Source organism: Halomonas huangheensis (assembly GCF_001431725.1).
Lineage (GTDB): Bacteria > Pseudomonadota > Gammaproteobacteria > Pseudomonadales > Halomonadaceae > Halomonas > Halomonas huangheensis.
Window position 1 is genome coordinate 342,531 of sequence record NZ_CP013106.1, and the last position, 21,018, is coordinate 363,548.

The 21,018-nt window shown below is 58.4% G+C and carries 14 protein-coding genes and 4 tRNA genes; 17 read left to right on the forward strand and 1 reads right to left on the reverse strand.

Features of this window, described 5'->3' with window-relative positions:
* Positions 1-35: 35 nt before the first annotated feature.
* Complete coding sequence (locus AR456_RS01580; RefSeq protein ID WP_021819584.1) at positions 36-1,034, reverse strand: helix-turn-helix transcriptional regulator; 999 nt, start codon at positions 1,032-1,034, stop codon at positions 36-38.
* Positions 1,035-1,193: 159 nt separating this feature from the next.
* Here AR456_RS01580 and AR456_RS01585 point away from each other — a divergent pair, with 159 nt between their 5' ends.
* The 17 genes from AR456_RS01585 to rpoC all read left to right on the forward strand — a co-directional run bounded on the left by AR456_RS01585 (position 1,194) and on the right by rpoC (position 20,982).
* A complete protein-coding gene (locus AR456_RS01585) occupies positions 1,194-3,350 on the forward strand; it encodes a TonB-dependent siderophore receptor (protein WP_035588736.1) in 2,157 nt (718 codons plus the stop codon).
* 40 nt (positions 3,351-3,390) lie between these two features.
* The gene (locus AR456_RS01590; RefSeq protein WP_021819586.1) at positions 3,391-4,284 is read left to right on the forward strand and encodes an alpha/beta hydrolase; all 894 of its coding nucleotides are present in this window, start codon (positions 3,391-3,393) and stop codon (positions 4,282-4,284) included.
* Positions 4,285-4,458: 174 nt separating this feature from the next.
* Complete coding sequence (locus AR456_RS01595) at positions 4,459-5,931, forward strand: carbon starvation CstA family protein (protein ID WP_021819587.1); 1,473 nt, start codon at positions 4,459-4,461, stop codon at positions 5,929-5,931.
* Positions 5,932-6,204: 273 nt separating this feature from the next.
* A complete protein-coding gene (locus AR456_RS01600; RefSeq protein ID WP_021819588.1) occupies positions 6,205-7,206 on the forward strand; it encodes a biotin--[acetyl-CoA-carboxylase] ligase in 1,002 nt (333 codons plus the stop codon).
* Positions 7,203-8,042 carry a type III pantothenate kinase gene (locus AR456_RS01605; RefSeq protein ID WP_021819589.1) on the forward strand — a complete coding sequence of 280 codons (840 nt, stop codon included), beginning with the start codon at positions 7,203-7,205 and terminating at the stop codon, positions 8,040-8,042. The genes AR456_RS01600 and AR456_RS01605 overlap by 4 nt, the downstream gene beginning before the upstream one ends.
* 153 nt (positions 8,043-8,195) lie before the next feature.
* Positions 8,196-8,279: transfer RNA gene (locus tag AR456_RS01610), tRNA-Tyr, on the forward strand.
* 83 nt (positions 8,280-8,362) lie between these two features.
* Positions 8,363-8,436: transfer RNA gene (locus AR456_RS01615), tRNA-Gly, on the forward strand.
* A 44-nt stretch (positions 8,437-8,480) separates the two neighbouring features.
* Positions 8,481-8,555 (forward strand) — tRNA-Thr (locus tag AR456_RS01620).
* 155 nt (positions 8,556-8,710) lie between these two features.
* Positions 8,711-8,786, forward strand: a tRNA-Trp gene (locus AR456_RS01625).
* 72 nt (positions 8,787-8,858) lie between these two features.
* Positions 8,859-9,227 carry a preprotein translocase subunit SecE gene (gene secE, locus AR456_RS01630; RefSeq protein WP_021819590.1) on the forward strand — a complete coding sequence of 123 codons (369 nt, stop codon included), beginning with the start codon at positions 8,859-8,861 and terminating at the stop codon, positions 9,225-9,227.
* A gap of 8 nt (positions 9,228-9,235) precedes the next feature.
* Entirely contained in the window at positions 9,236-9,769 is a 534-nt protein-coding gene (gene nusG / locus AR456_RS01635) for a transcription termination/antitermination protein NusG (protein ID WP_021819591.1), read from the forward strand.
* Between the two features lie 174 nt (positions 9,770-9,943).
* A complete protein-coding gene (gene rplK, locus AR456_RS01640; protein WP_021819592.1) occupies positions 9,944-10,375 on the forward strand; it encodes a 50S ribosomal protein L11 in 432 nt (143 codons plus the stop codon).
* Positions 10,376-10,377: 2 nt separating this feature from the next.
* A complete protein-coding gene (rplA, locus tag AR456_RS01645) occupies positions 10,378-11,070 on the forward strand; it encodes a 50S ribosomal protein L1 (protein ID WP_021819593.1) in 693 nt (230 codons plus the stop codon).
* 333 nt (positions 11,071-11,403) lie between these two features.
* Positions 11,404-11,907 carry a 50S ribosomal protein L10 gene (rplJ, locus tag AR456_RS01650; protein WP_021819594.1) on the forward strand — a complete coding sequence of 168 codons (504 nt, stop codon included), beginning with the start codon at positions 11,404-11,406 and terminating at the stop codon, positions 11,905-11,907.
* Between the two features lie 84 nt (positions 11,908-11,991).
* A complete protein-coding gene (gene rplL / locus AR456_RS01655; RefSeq protein WP_021819595.1) occupies positions 11,992-12,363 on the forward strand; it encodes a 50S ribosomal protein L7/L12 in 372 nt (123 codons plus the stop codon).
* 235 nt (positions 12,364-12,598) lie between these two features.
* Complete coding sequence (gene rpoB, locus AR456_RS01660) at positions 12,599-16,678, forward strand: DNA-directed RNA polymerase subunit beta (protein WP_031208237.1); 4,080 nt, start codon at positions 12,599-12,601, stop codon at positions 16,676-16,678.
* A gap of 86 nt (positions 16,679-16,764) precedes the next feature.
* Positions 16,765-20,982 (forward strand): DNA-directed RNA polymerase subunit beta', encoded by a 4,218-nt coding sequence (rpoC, locus tag AR456_RS01665; protein WP_021819597.1) that lies wholly within the window; start codon positions 16,765-16,767, stop codon positions 20,980-20,982.
* Positions 20,983-21,018 lie beyond the last annotated feature (36 nt).

Genomic DNA, 21,018 nt, shown 5'->3' on the forward strand with positions numbered 1-21,018 from the left:
CTTCCTTCTTCCTTCTTCCGTCTTGCCTCTTGCCTCTAAAGCTTTCCCTTCGCCCTCCGGCAGGTGCTGGGCGTGATCCCATAGACTTTCTTGAAAGCGGTAGCAAAGTTGGTAGCGCTACTGTAACCCGCGATGGCGGCGGCATTCTCGACGCTGGTGCTGTCATGGGAGAGGGCGTCGTAGGCGCACTGGAGCTTCCGCCGACGCAGATGCTCACCCAGTGGCACCTGGAACTGTTGGCGATAACGACGCTGTAGTTGTCTCAGGCTCATGCCCAGGCGCTGGGCCAGTTGTGGTTGGCTCAGGCGACCGGCCTCGCCGCTGTTTATCAGACACTCCAGAAGATATTGCCAGTCATGCCGGGATGATTCGCTGTGTGCTATCGGAGAGTCGAGGGCGATCAACGACTCCCTGATGAGATCAAGGGCGATGGCTTCAAGTTTCAGTAATCGTACGGGAGAAGCTGTGGATGAAATATCCAACGTCTCCAGCTTGTGGGCAAGATCCGGGGACGGTTGCCATTGTTCGATCTGGAATGGGAAAGATGATTGCGATGAGAGCTCGGTACCCGCTGTGCGATTCAGTAGTCTTGTTGCTGAACCGTGATCGAAGCGACGCTGCAGCCAGGCGGGTGTGGCTGTCAGTATTACGCTGTGCTCGATGCCACCCTTGATGCCATGGCGCTGAAAGGTAATAGGTTGGTCCAGTGCAGCTACCATGGCGGGAAAACGATGATTGCGCCCCAGAACCAATGGCTGAGACCCGAAGCTGATACGGGCTTCTCCTTTCCATACCACTGCCACCTTCAGGCCCGGTGATACGACGGCTTCACTATGCAGCCCTACTCGGTCGCGGATCCGATTTATACGCAGAAAGAGCCCTGGCTGTACTTCATGCTGATACATATCACCCAGCAGAGGAGGTTGGTCGAGTGGCCGATCGGCAGTCCTCATGCGGTGATCGAGGGTGAGCACCCTGGCCAGCGAACGAATGTCATTGGGGCCGACTAGAGGGGTTTGATTGAAGACTCCCACTTGCTTCTGTCCTGAGTGATGGCCGCATTTCTGCCGCATCTACAAATGTTGCCGGTCCAACGGCAAAGGAAATGCCGGTTGCGAAGTGTAACAATGCCCGCCAGTCAGAATAAATGCAACGCATTATCATTAACATCTTTTGGCAGGGGCAAGGGCATCATGAACAGGAGAAGAGGGCGGGCGCTGCAATCTCTCTGCGCCAGTGGCACGTTGGCATTGTCAGTCGGTGTGGCAGCACAGGAGCAGTCGACGACCGCTGTGGATCTGGGCACAGAAAGGGTTGTCGGGGTCCGGCTCTATGACATGCTGCCCAGTGAGGTGACCGGTGGCTATTCAGTTGATGCGGCTACAGTGGGAACCAAGGTCCCGGCAGCCCTGCGTGATATTCCGCAATCGGTCAGTGTGGTGACCCGTGAGGCCATTGATGACCAGAACTTCACCACTCTGGACCAGTTGGCTCAGCACACGCCGGGTGTGCGTGTGCTGAGCAACGACAGTGGGCGCTCCTCTATCTTTGCACGTGGCTACGAATACGATGCCTACAGCATTGATGGCTTGCCGGCACCAATGGCCAGTATCAATGGTTCACTGCCTTCGTTGGCCGCCTTCGATCGAGTCGAGATCATGCGGGGTCCCTCGGGCCTTTTCAACAGCACCAGCGAGATGGGCGGTATCGTCAACCTGGTACGCAAACGCCCTGCACACCACTTCCAGGGTGAGCTCACCGGCAGTGTCGGCACTGAGCATGATTATCGTGCTGGGGTTGATGTCTCTGGTCCGCTGGACAGCCAGGGGCGTGTGCGTGGTCGGCTGGTGGCGGAGCAGACTCAGCAGCCTGAGTGGGTTGATGACAATGAGAATCAACAGTCGGACCTCTACGCTGCGCTGGATATCGATCTATCGGAGACTACGGAGTTGTCGCTGGGCTATATCTATAACTCGCGTGACATTGTCGTCAACAATGGCCAGCCCACGGCTGCCGACGGTAGTCTGTTGTACGGCCATCGCTCGGATTTTTATGGCGCCGACTGGAATGATTTCGACAGTGAATCCCATGATGTTATCGCCGAGTTGACCCAGCGCTTTGTCAATGGCGGCTATGGCCGCCTGGCGGCACGTTACAGTGATCGCAATGCTGATATGAACTATGCCTTCGGTGGCAGTGCTGTGGATGATGAGGGCAGGTTGAGTGCGGCGGGCTACGGCAGCGCCGTCGATGAGCAAGCATTGGCGCTGGATGCCAGCTATACCCAGACTTTCGATGCCTTTGGCAACGCCAATGAGTTCGTAGTGGGAGTCGATTACAAGGACTATGATACCGCTATCCAGCAGGGGCGTGCGCGAAGTCTAACGGCTTCCAGCATCAGTCGTGATGAGCTCAATGACCTCAGCTATGTGGATATTCTCGGCCGTGCCGAGATGGGGCTTCCGGGGTACAGTTACAGCGATTACCGTACCCAACTCGAGGAAACTGGCGCTTACGGCAAGGTGACTCTGCGTCCTGTCGAGCGCCTGGCATTGATCGGCGGTACGAGAATCAGTCATTTCGATGTCCGCTACAACGATCGGGCAGTGGGTGCGGTGACATCTGGTAGCGATACCGCTGTGACACCCTATGCGGGGGTTGTCTATGACCTGGATTGGGATCACTCGCTGTATGCCAGCTACTCGAAGGTATTCAAGCCTCAAACCAGTGCCGATGCTAATGGTGACCTGATCGATCCGCGTGAAGGTGACCAGTATGAGGTGGGTATCAAGGGGCGCTATATGGATGGTGACCTCAATACACGGATCAGCGCCTTCCAGCTGACCGATAGCCATCGTGCGGTTGCCTCCTCCGATCCCGGAGCCTCCTACTTCGTTGACAGTGGCGAGGTTAAGATCACCGGTGCTGAGCTGGAGGTTGTCGGTAGCATCGCACCGCAGTGGGATCTGATCTTCGGTTACACCTACCTGGATACCGAGATCAAGCATGCCTCCGGGCGCAGTGATGGGATCTTCCTGCTGATGCCGGAAAATATGGTCAACCTGTGGAGCAAGTATTCCTTTGAAGGCGGGGCACTGGATGGTCTGCACATCGGCGGAGGTATGACCGCGGTCAGTGACTTCAGTTCGACGGGTGATGACATCAGGGCGCCGGGCTATGCCGTCTTCGATGCCATGCTGGGCTATGACTTCACCCAGCAGCTGAGCGGACAGCTCAATCTGTACAACATCTTCGACCGCGACTACTACATGCGCGTCGGCGGGGCCGGCTCCTTCAACTTCCCGGGACAGCCAGTCAGCGCCATGGCGACAGTGCGTTATGCCTTCTGATCGACAACGCGTACTGGCGCTGGCAACAGGGATGTTATTGATGGCAATGATGCCTGTGAGCGGTCAGGTGATAGCTTCGCCTGACCGCGAAGTCGAGAGTACTCCAGTGCAACTGCCCCGTAGTGAGGCTTTTGCTGTTCCCGGCGAGCGGATGGGGGAGGATTACTGGATCGAGGTGGCGCAGCCGGCTCAGCCGGCGCCCGAGCAGGGCTACCGGGTGGTGTATGTGCTGGATGGCAATGCCCGCATGCCATTGCTGCGTGAGGCGCGTGAGACTCTGACGCGTCAGGGGCCTGAGGGGGGAGGCAGCCCGTTGTTGATCGTGGGAATCGGCTACCCGGGTGTCGAGCGCTTTGATATCAAGCGCCGTGCCGAAGATTTCCTTCCCGCTCATGGCTCAGTTGACCGTGATGCTTCGGCCGAGGGAGGGGCAGCTGGATTTCTCGCTTTTATCGAACGGCGTCTCAAGCCGCTGATTGCTGGACGCTATCCTGTTGATGCTTCCCGTCAGGCGCTGTTCGGGCATTCCTTTGGCGGTCTGTTCACGCTGTATGTCATGCGTCAGTGCCCGCAGTGCTTTCGCGACTATATCGCCATCAGTCCATCACTATGGTGGCAGGATGGCGAACTGATGACACAACTACGCGATGGTGCGGCAGACTCCCGTTGGTGCAGTGACTTGTCGGAACGTCGTCTACTATTGGGTGTTGGGGGAGAGGAGCAGTCGCCAGGACCTGCAGACCGTGAGCCGGAGCGAGATATCTTGCGTCAACGACGAGCGATGGTCGATAACACCATCGACCTCGGGCATCTGTTGCAGTCCGGTTGCCGGTCGCTGGACACGACGTTGGAAGTTTATCCAGGTGAGGACCATGGCAGTGTGCTGTGGCCGGCCTCAAGAAGTGCCATCGAACGCCTGTCGGTGCTTGAGTGACAGTGATGTGGGCGAGCCCGTGGCAGTCTCTCGATTGACTACAACTAAAGTATAGATGTGGTGTGTTAGCACCCTAAGTAGATTGCCGGTACATTGCCGGCCGGGTCACTCGTGACTCGGGGTGTTTTCGCGGGGCGCTGGTGCAGCGCTCGGGCTCTTCCACAGGTGTCCTGAATGATTACGTTCATTGGTTCGATCCTGCTGCTGATAGCGGGTTACTTCACGTACGGAAGGTTCGTCGAAAGAGTCTTTGTCACCGATCGCAAGCGTCGTACACCGGCGTTCAGCATGCGTGATGATATCGATTATCTGCCGATGAATACTACGCGAAACTCTCTGATCCAGCTGCTCAACATCGCTGGTGTCGGCCCCATTTTCGGCCCCATTCTTGGTGCGCTTTATGGTCCTGTCGCCTTTATCTGGATTGTGTTGGGCTGTATTTTTGCCGGCGCCGTGCACGACTATCTGACGGGGATGATCTCCATTCGCAACCATGGCGCCCACTTACCGCAGCTGGCCGGAAAATTCCTCGGCAAGGTCATGAAGCATGTGGTCAACGGCTTCGCCATACTGCTGTTGCTGCTGGTAGGGACGGTGTTTGTCACTTCGCCAGCGACGTTGCTGGCGAACATGACTTCGCTGAACCTTGCGTTGATCATTGGTTTGATCTTCGCCTATTACCTGGTGGCGACATTATTGCCGATCGACAAGATCATCGGCCGTATCTATCCGTACTTCGGTGCATTGCTGCTGTTCAGTGCAGCCGGTATCGGCATTGGTCTGGTGGTAACCGGCGCGCCGATCCCCGAGCTGACTCTCGAGAACCTGCATCCCGAAGGTGCGCCGATCTTCCCGCTGTTGTTCCTGACTATTTCCTGTGGCGCTCTGTCTGGCTTCCATGCCACTCAGACACCGATCATCTCGCGTACCACCGAGAACGAATCCAACGGTCGCAAGATATTCTACGGCATGATGATTACCGAGGGCGTGATCGCCATGATCTGGGCGGCAGCGGCAATGAGCCTGTTTCATGGTGAGCAGAGTCTGGCGACGGTGCTCGCAGCGGGTGGCCCCGCGGCGGTGGTCAGCGAGGTTTCCGTGACCATGTTGGGGGCCGTTGGCGGCACTTTGGCGGTGCTGGGGGTTATCGTGTTGCCGATCACCTCCGGTGATACCGCCTTCCGCAGCGCACGTATGATCATCGCCGACTACCTGAAGGTCGATCAGCGGCCGTTGGTCAGGCGTCTGCTGATTGCCGCGCCACTGTTCGTGGTCTCGGCAGCACTAACCCAGATCGACTTCACGCTGCTGTGGCGTTACTTTTCCTGGGCCAACCAGACTACCGCGGTGATTGCCCTGTGGGTGGCGACGATGTATCTGGTTCTGTCGCGCAAGCCACATCTGATTACCTCGCTGCCGGCGACCTTCATGACCATGGCGACCTTCACCTATATCATCTGGGAGCCGAATATGGGGCTTGGTCAGCCGATGTCGGTGAGCTTGGTCGTAGCCGCTCTCGGTACCTCGTTGTGCATTGCGCTGTTCATGAAGAGAGTGCGCCGCTTGAGTGGTGGCATCTTCGCTGTCGATGAGCCGGCTGATCCGCTTGAACTGGCATCGTCGGGAGAGCTTTCCACTGCCAGGTAGAGTACCCGCCGGGCGGTGTTCCAACGGGCTTCCGCTTGCGTGGAGGCCCGTTTTGGTTGCTGTGCTGTGAGGCCAGTGCAGGGCGGAGTAAACCATTGCTGGATGATGCTCAAAGCGGTCGCATCCCGCATTCAGGCGCTTGGCTAGTGGCTTCATGAATATTGGAAAGGCATTCGCGATAGCATCATGGACAACATTAAAATGCCTCATGAATTTCCGGCGTCTGGTGACTTTCGATAGACTATGCGCTTTTCCCGCATTGGGGCATAAGTCATGACCATTGGTGAGCTGATACGCCTGCTCAGTGACGGCGAGTTTCATTCCGGCCAGCAACTGGGCGAGAAGTTGGGTGTATCGCGCGCAGCAGTATGGAAGCAGCTGCGCAAACTCGAGGACCTCGGCATTGCCATGGAGGCCGTCAAGGGGCAGGGCTACCGACTGTCACAACCGTTGGAGCTGCTTGATGGTCCGAGTATCGTATCGGCTCTCGGTCCAGGAGCGCGCCATCTTCTGGCGCGCTTGTTCGTCGAGGATACCTTGCCCTCAAGTAATGAGTTCCTGCGTGAGCGGTTTCGTCAGGGCGCCGGGCATGGTGAGGTTTGTCTGGTCGAGCAGCAGAGTGCTGGACGTGGGCGGCGTGGACGCGTGTGGACCACTCCCTGGGGCCGTACATTGATGTGCTCAATCGGCTGGCGCTTCGAAGCCGGCGTAGCGGCACTCGAGGGCCTGAGCCTGGCGATAGGCGTTGTATTGGCGCAGATACTGGAGGGCCATGGCTTGCACCCGGCTCTGAAATGGCCCAATGATGTGCTGTTGCACAATGACAGCGCCGCTGATGACAAGCCCGCAAGATATGGCAAGCTGGCTGGAATCCTGGTCGAGATCAGTGGTGATGCCGCCGGGCCCTGCGAGGTGGTGCTGGGCATGGGGATCAACGTGGATCTACCGGATGACTTCCGGGCCTCTATCGACCAGCCAGTGGCTTGTGTACATGATCAGGCAAAGGGGTTGTCGCGCAATCGTCTGGCAGCCGAGCTGCTGGACGGCCTGTTGGCCATGCTGGCAGGTTTTGAGGAACAGCGTTTTGCAGCCTGGCAGCAAGCATGGAATCAGTTGCATGCCTTCGCCGGGTGTGAAGTGGAAGTGATTCGCGGTACACGTCGCGACATCATGATAGCAGGAGACGTTGATGACAGCGGTAACCTTTGGGTGCGTGGTGAAGGTGGTGATGAGTGCCTCGTGGGGGGTGAGATCAGTGTACGTGGTCGCCCATGATTCTCGATCTTGATATTGGCAATACGCTGTCGAAATGGCGACTGAAGGATTCGGCCAGTAGCGAGATACGTTCTCGAGGTGCCGTCTGGACCCGGGAGGAGTGGCGGCCTGGCGCCGATATTCCCGACCTTGATATCGTCGACACCGTGCGCATATCGAGTGTCGCTCGACGCTCGGTGCTGGCTCAGACTGAGCAGTTGCTCAAGGACCGGGTGCGTGCTGTTCATGTGGCGCGCTCCAGTCGCGAAGCGCTGGGCGTGACCAATGGTTACGTCGAGCCGGAGCGGCTGGGAGTTGACCGTTGGATGGGAGCCCTGGCGGGTTATCAACTGGCAGGTGGGTCCTGTACCGTCGATTGCGGCAGCGCGATAACTATAGACTTCGTACTTCCCGGAGGGCGTCATCTGGGGGGATATATCCTGCCAGGCTTGAGGCTAATGAAGGAAAGCCTCAAGTTGGGTACGCGAAATGTGGCGATAGATCCCGACAGTGAGGCCGATGAGTTGTTGGCGCCGGGGCGGCGGACCGTCGAGGCTGTCAACCATGGCATTTACATGGCAGCGGTAAGTGCAGTCAATCGCATCTACAGCGAAGTCTGTGACCGGGAGGGGGTCGCCTTGCCGATGTTGGTGACCGGTGGTGATGCCCGTGTGGTTTCCAGGGGGATTCGCGTGCCGCATGCAATATGGCCAGATATGGTCTATGCCGGGCTGGAAGCATGCTTCCCGCTGACGGCTGCGGAGCGTGCGGGACGCATGGCTGGGGCTCCAGTGCCTCCAAAACCGGTGGCATTGGAAAAAATCCGCGCAGGTCTTGCGTTCTCCATGTTGCTTTGACACAATACGCCGCGTTCCGAAGCAGGCCGATTGCGGAAAGTGGCCGGTTTTGTAAGGAATGTCTGTGATTGATCCGATGTCTTTTGAAGACAGTTTTTTTGGAAAACAATCACTTGACTTTGCGAGGCAGGAAGTTAAAATGCTTCGCCAGTTGGTGGGGTTCCCGAGTGGCCAAAGGGAGCAGACTGTAAATCTGCCGCGAAAGCTTCGAAGGTTCGAATCCTTCCCCCACCACCAGATTTCAGGCCAGATGCTGTAATGCAGCTTTTGGTTGGCAAGCGGGCATGCGGGCCTGGTGAGTTTTACGGGCCGTGTCCTTAGCGGGCATAGTTCAATGGTAGAACCTCAGCCTTCCAAGCTGATGATGCGGGTTCGATCCCCGCTGCCCGCTCCAGTATATGATGTCAGTGCGTGATGGTTGCTGGCGTCAGGAAGTGCGCTCATGTAGCTCAGGGGTAGAGCACACCCTTGGTAAGGGTGAGGTCGACGGTTCAAATCCGTCCATGAGCTCCATATCGAGAAAGCGAGCCTTGGCTCGCTTTTTCTTTCTCCGTCAATGCTTGTTTGGCGGATGAGTGTCGGGCGGGGGTTGCCATTCGAGATTGGCTTCGCTATCATTGCGCCCGCTGTTGCAGGGCTGCTCGCAAAGGGTAGTCAGCATCGAGTACAGGCCAGTAGCTCAATTGGCAGAGCAGCGGTCTCCAAAACCGCAGGTTGGGGGTTCGATTCCCTCCTGGCCTGCCAGTCTTCCCCAGGCTGGCAGTTTTTTATATACTTTCTTGTTTCGATTGCCGCGCCTTGAGGAGTCACGTTTTCATGAAGCATAACGCCGAGGTGCAGGAGTCGCGCCACGACGGGCTCAAGTGGGCGGTTGTCGTCATTTTGCTGGTGCTGGCCGTTGTCGGTAACACCTACTTTGCCGATCAGCCGCTTCTGTATCGTGTGCTGGGTGTTGTTGCCCTGGCTGTTGCGGCTGCGGCTGTCGCCCTGGTAACGACCAAGGGGCGTGAGTTGGTGGAGTTGGCGCGTAGCGCCAGGAAGGAAATTCAGCGTGTCGTATGGCCGACTCGCCCCGAGACCATTCAGACCACTGCGATTGTGCTGGCTGCGGTGCTGGTGGTGGGGCTGCTGTTGTGGTTGATCGACACGTTGCTCAGCTGGGCGATGTCCGGCGTCATCGGTTAGGAGTTTCCATGTCCAAGCGTTGGTATGTCGTTCACGCCTACTCCGGCTTCGAGAAGCATGTCATGCGCTCTCTGACCGAGCGGGTGAAGATGCACGGCATGGAAGATCTCTTTGGTGAGATTCTGGTGCCGGTGGAAGAAGTCGTCGAAATGCGTGACGGCAAGCGTCGCAAGAGCGAGCGCAAGTTCTATCCCGGCTATGTGCTGGTCGAGATGGAGATGGAAGACGCGACATGGCACCTCGTCAACGAGACGCCGCGTGTCATGGGCTTTATCGGTGGTACCAAGGAGAAGCCCGCGCCGATTACTCAGCGTGAAGCGGATGCCATCCTCAGTCGCGTGCGTGATGGATCCGAGAAGCCCCGGCCCAAAACCATGTTTGAGCCTGGTCAGTCGGTGCGTGTTGTTGATGGTCCCTTTGCCGACTTCAATGGAGTGGTCGAAGAGGTCAATTACGATAAGAGCCGTCTGCAGGTCAGTGTGCTGATCTTTGGGCGTGCGACTCCGGTCGAGCTGGAGTTCTCCCAGGTGGAAAAAGAGTAGTAGCGAAAATGCTGGGAGCAGAAAGAGCTCGCGGAGTTCGGGGCTTGTGGCCGGTTGCCGCAAGCCCGTTGTGGTTAATGGTTTCTGCTGTTGAAACGTTGTTGGTGACTGCCTGTAGGCAGTCGTTCAGTCCGGGGAGCCGTCAAGGCGTTTGTACCCAAATGGAGTCCTGTCATGGCCAAGAAAGTCCAGGCTTACATCAAGCTGCAGGTTGCAGCTGGTAAGGCTAACCCGAGTCCCCCCGTGGGCCCCGCTTTGGGTCAGCACGGTGTTAACATCATGGAGTTCTGCAAGGCGTTCAACGCTGAGACTCAGAACATCGAGCCGGGTCTCCCGACTCCCGTGGTTATCACCGTCTATTCCGACCGTAGCTTCACCTTCATCACCAAGACTCCGCCTGCTGCGGTGCTGTTGAAGAAGGCTGTTGGCATCAAGTCCGGCTCTGGCGAGCCGAACAAGAAGAAGGTCGGTACCGTGACCCGTGAGCAGCTGGAAGAGATCGCCAAGACCAAGGAGCCGGATCTGACGGCTGCTGATCTCGATGCCGCTGTGCGTACCATTGCTGGTAGTGCCCGTAGCATGGGCCTCAACGTGGAGGGTCTCTGATCATGGCCAAGCTTACCAAGCGTGCCAAGTTGATCCGCGAGAAAGTGGATTCCACCAAGGCGTACTCCATTGATGAAGCTGTGGCTCTGCTCGCTGAGCTATCCACTGTCAAGTTCACTGAGTCGCTGGACGTTGCCATCAATCTCGGCGTTGATCCGCGCAAATCCGACCAGGTGGTGCGCGGCGCTACTGTCATGCCCAACGGTACTGGCAAGGACGTCCGCGTTGCTGTCTTTACCCAGGGTGCCAATGCCGACGCCGCTAAAGAAGCCGGTGCCGACATCGTTGGCATGGATGATCTCGCAGAGCAGGTCAAGAAAGGCCAGCTCGACTTCGACGTCGTCATCGCTTCTCCGGATGCCATGCGTGTTGTCGGTCAGCTGGGCCAGATCCTCGGTCCGCGTGGACTGATGCCGAACCCCAAGGTTGGCACTGTGACACCTGATGTTGCGGGCGCGGTCAAGAATGCCAAGGCGGGTCAGGTGCGTTTCCGTACCGACAAGAACGGCATTATCCACACGACTCTGGGCAAGGCTGACTTCGACGCGGCTGCCATCAAGGGCAACCTGGAAGCGTTGGTCGCCGACCTGAAGAAGCTCAAGCCGAGCACTTCCAAGGGCGTGTACTTCAAGAAGATGACCCTGTCCACCACCATGGGCCCGGGTCTGACTGTCGATCACTCCGCGCTGGTGTGATTGATGCGCTGGTCCGGCTTGCCGGGCCAGTGGCAAGGTTTGGAAGGCAAGAGTTTGAAAGAGGAGCGTTGTTGCCATGTCTCATGCGAGCTGGATGCAATGTTCCGATACTTTGCGGTACCCGTGCCGGGCACCGTCAAAGACCGCAGGTGCCGCCGGCTTGTTGCCGGTAGCTTAATCGTCCTCAGGACACCTGCGCAGATGGTGTTGCCGCCAGTCTTCTGGTGAGCACCATCATAAAAGCCCCCCTTGTTGCTGGCGAAAGGTCGCTTGCGGGAAGGGGAGATGGTAACCACCGGAACCTCCGGGTTCCGGCACGAAGGAGTGATCACAATGGCACTAGCACTCGAAGGCAAGAAGGCAATTGTTGCCGAGGTCAGTGAAGTCGCCAAGGATGCACTCTCCGTCGTAGTTGCCGACTCTCGTGGTGTTACGGTCGAGAAGATGACCGGTCTGCGCAAGCAGGCACGCGAGAATGGCGTCCAGCTGCGTGTTGTTCGCAACACCCTGGCTCGCCGCGCCCTGACAGGTACTCCCTGGGAGTGCCTGAATGAGACTTTCGTTGGTCCGTCTCTGTTGGCGTTCTCCCTCGAGCATCCGGGCGCTGCTGCCCGTTTGTTCAAGGATTTCGCCAAGGATGAGAAGAGCTTCGAAGTCAAGGCGCTGGCCTATGAAGGTGAGCTGATCCCGGCCGAAGATCTCGACCGTCTGGCAACGCTGCCGACTTACGACGAGGCGATCGCCAAGCTGATGTCCGTCATGAAGGAAGCTTCTGCCGGCAAGCTGGTTCGTACCCTCGCTGCACTGCGCGACCAGAAGGAAGAGGCTGCCGCTTAAGGCGCTCTACCGGTTCGCTCGGATTGCATGATCAACCCCGCGTACTCGCCTGGCGAGACGCCCGCAAAGTTAGGAATCTGAAAAATGGCACTGACCAAAGACGATATCATCAACGCCGTCTCCGACATGTCCGTGATGGAAGTTGTTGAGCTGATCGAAGCAATGGAAGAGAAGTTCGGTGTTTCTGCCGCTGCCGCTGTGATGGCTGGCCCGGCTGGCGACGCTGGCGCAGCTGTTGAAGAACAGACTGAATTTGACCTGGTTCTGACCGCCGCTGGCGACAAGAAAGTCAACGTCATCAAAGCCGTCCGCGAAATCACTGGTCTTGGCCTGAAAGAAGCCAAAGGCGCTGTCGACGGTGCTCCGGCTACCATCAAGGAAGCCATGAGCAAGGACGACGCCGAAGAGGCCAAGAAGAAGTTGGAAGAAGCTGGCGCTTCTGTGGAGCTCAAGTAATCCTTGTGCCTACGGCTTCACGCGCTGCGTAAGCTTCCACGGCTGGTGGCGGGACGCCCGCTACCGGCCTTTTTCTGTTGTCACTAGTTGCTTGATCATAAACGATTTTGCAACTTGCAGAATTCCGACGGCGAGCCCCCTCAAGGGGCTTGCCGTCAGCGCCTGACGGAGCCTGATCCGTCGGGTGGCGCCGACACGCATCGGTCACCCATGGTGAACAAGCTGGGGAATACAGATGGCTTACTCATACACTGAGAAAAAACGCATCCGCAAGGATTTCGGCAAACTGCCCCAAGTGATGGATGTGCCTTACCTGCTGGCCATCCAGCTTGATTCCTACTACGACTTCCTCCAGCAGGATCGTTCGCCCGAGGAGCGCATGGAGGTTGGCCTGCATGCCGCCTTCCGGTCTGTGTTCCCTATCGAGAGCTTCTCTGGTAACGCTGCACTCGAGTATGTCAGCTACCGTTTCGGTACTCCGGCCTTTGATGTCAAGGAGTGCCAGCTGCGTGGCGTCACCTATTCTGCTCCTCTGCGTGTCAAGGTTCGCCTGATCATCTATGACAGGGATTCATCGAACAAGGCCATCAAGGACATCAAGGAGCAGGAAGTCTACATGGGGGAAATCCCCCTGATGACCGAGAACGGTACCTTCGTCGTCAACGGTACCGAGCGCGTCATTGTTTCCCAGCTCCACCGTAGTCCGGGTGTGTTCTTCGACCACGACAAGGGCAAGAGCCACTCTTCCGGTAAGCTGTTGTACTCCGCGCGAGTGATTCCTTACCGTGGCTCATGGCTCGACTTCGAGTTCGACCCCAAGGACAACGTCTTCGTACGTATCGACCGTCGCCGCAAACTGCCGGCTAGTGTGTTGCTGCGTGCCCTCGGGATGAGCGCCGAAGAGATTCTCGACGAGTTCTTCGATACCAGTGTGTTCCACATGGAGAAGTCCGGCTTCTCTGTGGAGCTGGTTCCGTCGCGTCTGCGTGGCGAGACTGCGACCTTCGATATCAAGGATGCCGACGGCAACCTGATTGTCGAAGAAGGTCGTCGTATCACTCAGAAGCATATCCGTCAGTTGGAGAAGGCGGGTCTCGAGCGCCTCGAAGTGCCGATGGACTACCTGTTCGGCAAGACCCTGGCCAAGGACCAGATCAGCACCGCTACTGGCGAGCTGATCTGCCCCTGCAATACCGAGATTACACCGGAGTTGCTGGAGACGCTGGGCCAGGCGGGCATCACAACTCTCGAGACGCTGTACACCAACGACCTCGATTGTGGCTCGTTCGTTTCCGACACCCTCAGGTTGGATGCCACCGGTTCACAGCTCGAAGCGCTGGTCGAGATCTACCGCATGATGCGTCCTGGCGAGCCGCCGACCAAGGAAGCTGCCGAGACGCTGTTCAACAACCTGTTCTTCAGTGAGGACCGCTACGATCTGTCCGGCGTCGGTCGCATGAAGTTCAACCGTCGCCTGCGTCGTGATTCCGACACTGGCTCCGGTGTGTTGGACAAGGCCGACATCCTCGACGTGCTACGCGAGCTGATCAACATCCGTAACGGCTTCGGTGACGTTGACGATATCGATCACCTCGGTAACCGTCGTATCCGCTGTGTCGGTGAGATGGCCGAGAACCAGTTCCGTGTTGGCCTGGTACGCGTCGAGCGTGCGGTCAAGGAACGTCTGTCCATGGCAGAAAGCGAAGGCTTGATGCCGCAGGACCTGATCAACGCCAAGCCGGTGGCTGCTGCGGTCAAGGAGTTCTTTGGCTCGTCCCAGCTGTCGCAGTTCATGGACCAGAACAACCCGCTGTCCGAGGTCACCCACAAGCGTCGTGTCTCGGCACTTGGTCCGGGTGGTCTGACCCGTGAGCGTGCTGGCTTTGAGGTGCGTGACGTTCACGCCACTCACTACGGTCGTCTGTGTCCGATCGAAACGCCGGAAGGCCCGAACATCGGTCTGATCAACTCGCTGGCGACCTATAGCCACACCAACAGTTATGGCTTCCTTGAAACGCCATACCGCAAGGTGGTGGACAGCCAGGTCACCGACGAGGTTGTGCACCTGTCGGCGATCGAAGAGGGTGATTTCGTCATCGCCCAGGCGTCTGCAACGGTCAATGAGCAGAAGCAACTGATCGACGATCTGGTTCAGGTACGCCACAAGGGTGAGACCACCTTCATGCGTCCTGAGCAGGTCACGCTGATGGATGTATCGCCACGTCAGGTGGTCTCCGTGGCTGCGGCGCTGATTCCGTTCCTCGAGCACGATGATGCCAACCGCGCCCTGATGGGGGCCAACATGCAGCGTCAGGCTGTGCCGACTCTGCGTGCTGACAAGCCGCTGGTGGGTACTGGTATGGAACGCTTCGTGGCGCGTGACTCCGGCGTCTGTGCCGTGGCACGTCGTGGCGGTGTGATCGACTCGGTCGATGCTCGGCGCATCGTGGTACGTGTCAAGGAGGATGAGATCATCGGCGGTGAAGCCGGCGTTGATATCTACAACCTGACCAAGTACCTGCGCTCGAACCAGAACACCTGTCAGAACCAGCGTCCGATCGTCCGTCCGGGCGATAGCGTTGCGCGTGGCGATATCCTCGCCGACGGCCCGTCCGTCGACATGGGTGATCTGGCCCTGGGTCAGAACATGCGTATCGCCTTCATGCCGTGGAACGGCTACAACTTCGAGGACTCCATCCTGCTCTCCGAGCGGGTGGTCCAGGAAGATCGTTTCACCACCATCCACATCCAGGAACTGACCTGTGTGTCCCGTGACACCAAGTTGGGGCCGGAAGAGATCACTTCCGATATTCCCAACGTCGGTGAATCGGCGCTGGGCAAGCTGGATGAAGCTGGTGTGGTCTACATCGGCGCCGAAGTCGGTCCAGGCGACATTCTGGTCGGTAAGGTCACGCCCAAGGGTGAGACCCAGCTGACGCCGGAAGAGAAGCTGCTGCGCGCGATCTTTGGTGAGAAGGCGTCCGACGTCAAGGACACCTCTCTGCGTGCTCCGACCGGCATGAAAGGTACCGTTATCGACGTCCAGGTCTTTACCCGTGACGGCGTCGAGAAGGACTCTCGTGCTCTGTCCATCGAGCAGATGCAGCTCGACGAGGTGCGTAAGGACCTGCAGGAAACATACCGCATCGCCGAAGATGCTACTTTCGAGCGTCTTCAGCGGACTCTGTCCAGCCAACCGGTCAACGGTGGGCCGGCGCTGAAGAAGGGCGACCTGCTGTCCGACGGCTACCTCGAGGAGCTGCCGCGTCAGCAGTGGTTCAAGCTGCGCATGCAGGACGAGGCACTCAACGAGCTACTCGCCCAGGCGGATGAGCAGTTGGAGAATCGTCGCAAGGAGATGGACGAGCGGTTCGAGGACAAGAAGCGCAAGCTGACCCAGGGCGATGATCTCGCGCCGGGTGTCCTCAAGATCGTCAAGGTCTACCTCGCCATCAAGCGTCGCCTGCAGCCGGGTGACAAGATGGCCGGCCGCCACGGTAACAAGGGTGTCATCTCGGCGATTATGCCCATCGAGGATATGCCGTTCGACGATCAGGGTGAGTCGATCGACGTGGTGCTCAACCCGCTGGGTGTGCCATCGCGGATGAACGTTGGTCAGATTCTCGAGACCCACCTCGGCATGGCTGCACGTGGTCTCGGTGTCAAGATCGAACACATGCTGCGTGATGCCCGTGAACAGCAGATTGCCGAGATTCGTGAGTTCCTGGGGCAGGTCTATAATTCGACCCAGGGCACTCGTATCGAGGAGCTTGAGGCGTTGAGTGATGACGAGGTCATTGCGCTGGCGAAGAACCTCAAGAAGGGCGTGCCGATGGCGACGCCAGTGTTTGATGGTGCTCGTGAGCACGAGATCAAGCACCTGCTGAAGCTGGCCGACCTGCCGGATTCCGGTCAGATGGCGCTGTACGACGGCCGTACTGGTGAGGCCTTCGATCGTCCGGTGACTGTGGGCTACATGTATATGCTCAAGCTCAACCACCTGGTCGATGACAAGATGCACGCGCGTTCCACCGGTTCCTACTCGCTGGTCACTCAGCAGCCGCTGGGTGGTAAGGCGCAGTTCGGTGGTCAGCGCTTTGGTGAGATGGAGGTCTGGGCCCTGGAGGCCTATGGCGCCGCTTACACTCTGCAGGAAATGCTCACCGTCAAGTCCGACGACGTGGAAGGTCGTACCAAGATGTACAAGAGCATCGTGGATGGCGATCACACCATGCAGGCGGGCATGCCGGAATCCTTCAACGTATTGGTGAAGGAAATCCGCTCGCTGGGCATTGATATCGAACTGGAGAGCTGAGGCGGCCAGTCAAGGCGCTTCAAAGAATGACGGTCCGCGGGGGCTTAGGCCCCCGCCCATGACAACTCCGCAGCGGAGCCGACCCAATGAAAGATTTGGTGAAAGTCCTCAAATCGCAGTCGCAGTCTGACGAGTTCGATGCGATCAAGATCACGCTCGCCTCGCCCGACATGATCCGTTCCTGGTCTTTCGGTGAGGTCAAGAAGCCGGAAACCATCAATTATCGTACCTTCAAGCCGGAGCGCGATGGCCTGTTCTGCGCCAAGATCTTCGGCCCGGTGAAGGATTACGAGTGCTTGTGCGGCAAGTACAAGCGCATGAAGCATCGTGGCATCATCTGTGAAAAGTGTGGCGTTGAAGTCACCAAGGCCGCTGTGCGCCGTGAGCGCATGGGCCACATCGAACTGGCCAGCCCGGTTGCCCACATCTGGTTCCTGAAGTCGCTGCCGTCCCGTATCGGCATGCTGATGGACATGACTCTGCGCGACATCGAGCGTGTGCTTTACTTCGAGAGCTTCATGGTCGTCGATCCGGGCATGACCACCCTCGAGCGTGGCCAGCTGCTCAATGATGAGCAGTATTTCGAGGCTCTCGAGGAGTTCGGTGACGACTTCGACGCCCGCATGGGCGCCGAGGCCGTTCAGGCGATGCTCAAGGATATTGATCTCGAGGAGGATATCGAGCGTCTGCGTGAGGAAATTCCGCAGACCAACTCCGAGACCAAGATCAAGAAACTGTCCAAGCGCCTCAAGTTGCTCGAAGCCTTCCAGGGCTCCGGCAATGACCCGGCGTGGATGGTCATGGAAGTGCTGCCTGTGTTGCCGCCGGACCTGCGTCCGCTGGTACCGCTGGACGGCGGCCGCTTTGCGACCTCGGATCTCAACGATCTGTACCGTCGTGTGATCAACCGCAACAATCGCCTCAAGCGTCTGCTTGACCTCAATGCGCCAGACATCATCGTGCGCAACGAGAAGCGTATGTTGCAGGAGTCGGTTGATGCGCTGCTCGACAACGGTCGTCGCGGTCGTGCCATCACCGGTTCCAACAAGCGCCCGCTCAAGTCGCTGGCCGACATGATCAAGGGTAAGCAGGGGCGTTTCCGTCAGAACCTGCTGGGTAAGCGTGTCGACTATTCCGGTCGTTCGGTTATCACCGTAGGTCCGACCTTGCGTCTACACCAGTGTGGTCTGCCCAAGAAGATGGCGCTTGAGCTGTTCAAGCCGTTTATCTATTCCAAGCTGCAGGGCAGCGGCCAGGCGTCCACCATCAAGGCCGCCAAGAAGATGGTCGAGCGTGAGCTGCCTGAAGTGTGGGACATCCTTGCCGATGTTATCCGCGAGCACCCGGTACTGCTCAACCGCGCACCGACGCTGCACCGTCTGGGTATCCAGGCGTTCGAGCCGCTGCTGATCGAGGGTAAAGCCATCCAGCTGCACCCGCTGGTCTGTGCCGCCTATAACGCCGACTTTGACGGTGACCAGATGGCGGTACACGTACCGCTGACTCTGGAAGCCCAGCTCGAAGCCCGTGCACTGATGATGGCCACCAACAACGTGCTGTCACCGGCCAACGGTGAGCCGATCATCGTGCCGTCTCAGGACGTTGTTCTGGGTCTGTATTACATGACCCGTGAGCGTATCAACGCCAAGGGTGAGGGCATGGTGTTCTCCGGCCTCAACGAGGTCGAGCGTGCCTTCGGTACCCAGCATGTCTCATTGCATGCCCGCGTCAAGGTGCGTCTCGACGAGGTCGATGTCGACGAGGAAACCGGTGAGCGCTCCAACCATCGTCGTCTGCGTGAGACTACGGTCGGTCGTGCACTGCTGTTCCGCATCCTGCCGGAAGGGGTGCCCTTCGATCTCGTCGATCAGGCGATGAAGAAGAAGGCGATCTCGAAGCTGATCAACGAGGTCTATCGTCGTGCGGGCCTGAAGTCTGCGGTCATCTTCGCTGACCAATTGATGTACACCGGCTTCCGTCTGGCCACATGGTCCGGCGCGTCCATCGGTGTCAACGACTTCGTTATCCCGGACGCCAAGGCAGAGATCGTTGATGCGGCGGAAGAAGAGGTCAAGGAAATCGAGGACCAGTTCTCCTCCGGTCTGGTGACCGCGGGTGAGAAGTACAACAAGGTCATCGATATCTGGGCGCGCGCCAATGACCAGGTCGCCAAGGCGATGATGGCCGGCATCTCCAAGGAGAGCGTGATCGATCGTGATGGTAACGAGGTTGAGCAGGATTCATTCAACAGCGTTTTCATCATGGCCGACTCCGGTGCTCGTGGTAGTGCCGCTCAGATCCGTCAGCTGGCTGGTATGCGTGGCTTGATGGCCAAGCCGGATGGCTCGATCATCGAAACGCCGATCGTTGCCAACTTCCGTGAAGGTCTGAACGTACTCCAGTACTTCATCTCGACCCACGGTGCTCGTAAGGGTCTGGCAGATACCGCTCTGAAGACCGCGAACTCCGGTTACCTGACGCGTCGTCTGGTTGATGTTGCTCAGGACATGGTCATCACTGGGATTGACTGTGGCACCGAGAACGGTATGACGCTGCACCCGGTCATCGAGGGTGGCGATATCATCGTCTCGCTGGCTCAGCGCGTGCTGGGTCGTGTGGTCGCTCAGGATGTCATCGATCCGTCTACCGATGACGTGCTGATCCCGCGCGGCACCTTGCTCGACGAAGCCTGGTGTGCCCAGCTCGAGACCATGGGTGTTGACGAGATTGTGGTGCGTAGCACCATTACCTGTGAAGCCAGTCATGGTGTGTGTGCGTCCTGCTATGGTCGTGACCTGGCTCGTGGCCATCAGGTCAATATCGGTGAGGCTGTCGGTGTTATCGCCGCCCAGTCGATCGGTGAGCCTGGTACCCAGCTGACCATGCGTACCTTCCACATCGGGGGTGCGGCATCGCGGTCGTCAGCGGTCGATAGCGTTCAGGTCAAGCACGGCGGTAGGGTGCGCCTGCACAACATCAAGTTCGTGGAGCGCAATGACGGCAAGCTGGTGGTGGTCTCCCGTTCCAGCGCCCTGGCCGTTGCTGATGAACATGGTCGTGAGCGCGAGTACTACAAGCTGCCCTATGGTGCCGAGCTGTCGGTCCGCGATGGTGACGAGGTTGATCCCGGTCAGTCTGTGGCCAAGTGGGATCCCCACACTCACCCGATCGTGGCCGAGGCCGAGGGGCAGGTGCACTACGCCGATATGGACGAAGGCCTGACCATGCACCGTAGCGTCGATGAGATGACCGGTCTGTCATCCATCGAGATCATCGAGTCTGCGGCGCGCCCGATGGCGGGGCGTGACAAGCGTCCGATGATCATGCTCAATGATGCGGCCGGCAAGCCAGTGACCGTGTCCGGTTCCGATACGCCGGTGCAGTACCCGCTGCCCGGCAAGGCGATCGTTACTGTCGACAACGGTTCGCACATTGGTGTCGGTGAAATTGTCGCGCGTATCCCGGTTGAGGCGTCTGGTAACAAGGACATCACCGGTGGTCTGCCGCGTGTAGCCGACCTGTTCGAGGCGCGTAAGCCGAAAGAGCCGGCCATCCTCGCCGAGATCAGCGGTGTGATCAGCTTCGGCAAGGAGACCAAGGGTAAGCGTCGTCTGACCATTACCCCGAGTGAGGGTGATGCGTTCGAGATGCTGATTCCCAAGTGGCGTCAGATTGCGGTCTTCGAAGGTGAGTCGGTTGAGAAGGGCGAGGTGATCTCGGACGGCCCGAGTAATCCGCACGATATCCTGCGTCTGCTGGGTATTGCCGAGCTGGCCAAGTACATCGTCGCCGAGGTTCAGGACGTATACCGTCTCCAGGGCGTGGGCATCAACGACAAGCACATCGAAGTCATCGTGCGTCAGATGCTGCGCAAGGTCGAGATCAGCGATGCCGGTGATTCAGACTTCATCCCCGGCGATCAGGTCGAGCTGGTGCGTGTGCTCGAGCAGAATTCTGCGCTGCAGGCTACCGAAAAGTTCGGTGCCAAGTATCAGCGCCTTCTGCTGGGGATCACCAAGGCCAGCCTGGCGACCGAGTCATTCATCTCCGCCGCCTCCTTCCAGGAGACGACGCGTGTGTTGACCGAGGCGGCTGTCACCGGCAAGCGCGACTATCTACGCGGCCTGAAGGAAAACGTGGTGGTGGGGCGCTTGATTCCGGCCGGTACCGGCCTGACTCACCACGAAGAGCGTCGTCGCAAGCGTGACGATACCGATCGTCTGCTTCAGCCGTCGGCCCACGATGTCGAGCAGGAGTTGGGTGCTCAGCTGACGGCGCTCGACTCGGACGACGAAGAAATCTGACCACAAGGGCTGATCCAGGACCGTCAAGCTCGGGAC

Excerpts from the sequence above, each read along its gene's own strand:
- AR456_RS01585 (WP_035588736.1), top strand. The coding sequence starts at position 1,194 with ATGAACAGGAGAAGAGGGCGGGCGCTGCAATCTCTCTGCGCCAGTGGC.
- AR456_RS01590 (WP_021819586.1), top strand. The coding sequence starts at position 3,391 with ATGGCAATGATGCCTGTGAGCGGTCAGGTGATAGCTTCGCCTGACCGC.
- AR456_RS01595 (WP_021819587.1), top strand. The coding sequence starts at position 4,459 with ATGATTACGTTCATTGGTTCGATCCTGCTGCTGATAGCGGGTTACTTC.
- AR456_RS01600 (WP_021819588.1), top strand. The coding sequence starts at position 6,205 with ATGACCATTGGTGAGCTGATACGCCTGCTCAGTGACGGCGAGTTTCAT.
- AR456_RS01605 (WP_021819589.1), top strand. The coding sequence starts at position 7,203 with ATGATTCTCGATCTTGATATTGGCAATACGCTGTCGAAATGGCGACTG.
- secE (WP_021819590.1), top strand. The coding sequence starts at position 8,859 with ATGAAGCATAACGCCGAGGTGCAGGAGTCGCGCCACGACGGGCTCAAG.
- nusG (WP_021819591.1), top strand. The coding sequence starts at position 9,236 with ATGTCCAAGCGTTGGTATGTCGTTCACGCCTACTCCGGCTTCGAGAAG.
- rplK (WP_021819592.1), top strand. The coding sequence starts at position 9,944 with ATGGCCAAGAAAGTCCAGGCTTACATCAAGCTGCAGGTTGCAGCTGGT.
- rplA (WP_021819593.1), top strand. The coding sequence starts at position 10,378 with ATGGCCAAGCTTACCAAGCGTGCCAAGTTGATCCGCGAGAAAGTGGAT.
- rplJ (WP_021819594.1), top strand. The coding sequence starts at position 11,404 with ATGGCACTAGCACTCGAAGGCAAGAAGGCAATTGTTGCCGAGGTCAGT.
- rplL (WP_021819595.1), top strand. The coding sequence starts at position 11,992 with ATGGCACTGACCAAAGACGATATCATCAACGCCGTCTCCGACATGTCC.
- rpoB (WP_031208237.1), top strand. The coding sequence starts at position 12,599 with ATGGCTTACTCATACACTGAGAAAAAACGCATCCGCAAGGATTTCGGC.
- rpoC (WP_021819597.1), top strand. The coding sequence starts at position 16,765 with ATGAAAGATTTGGTGAAAGTCCTCAAATCGCAGTCGCAGTCTGACGAG.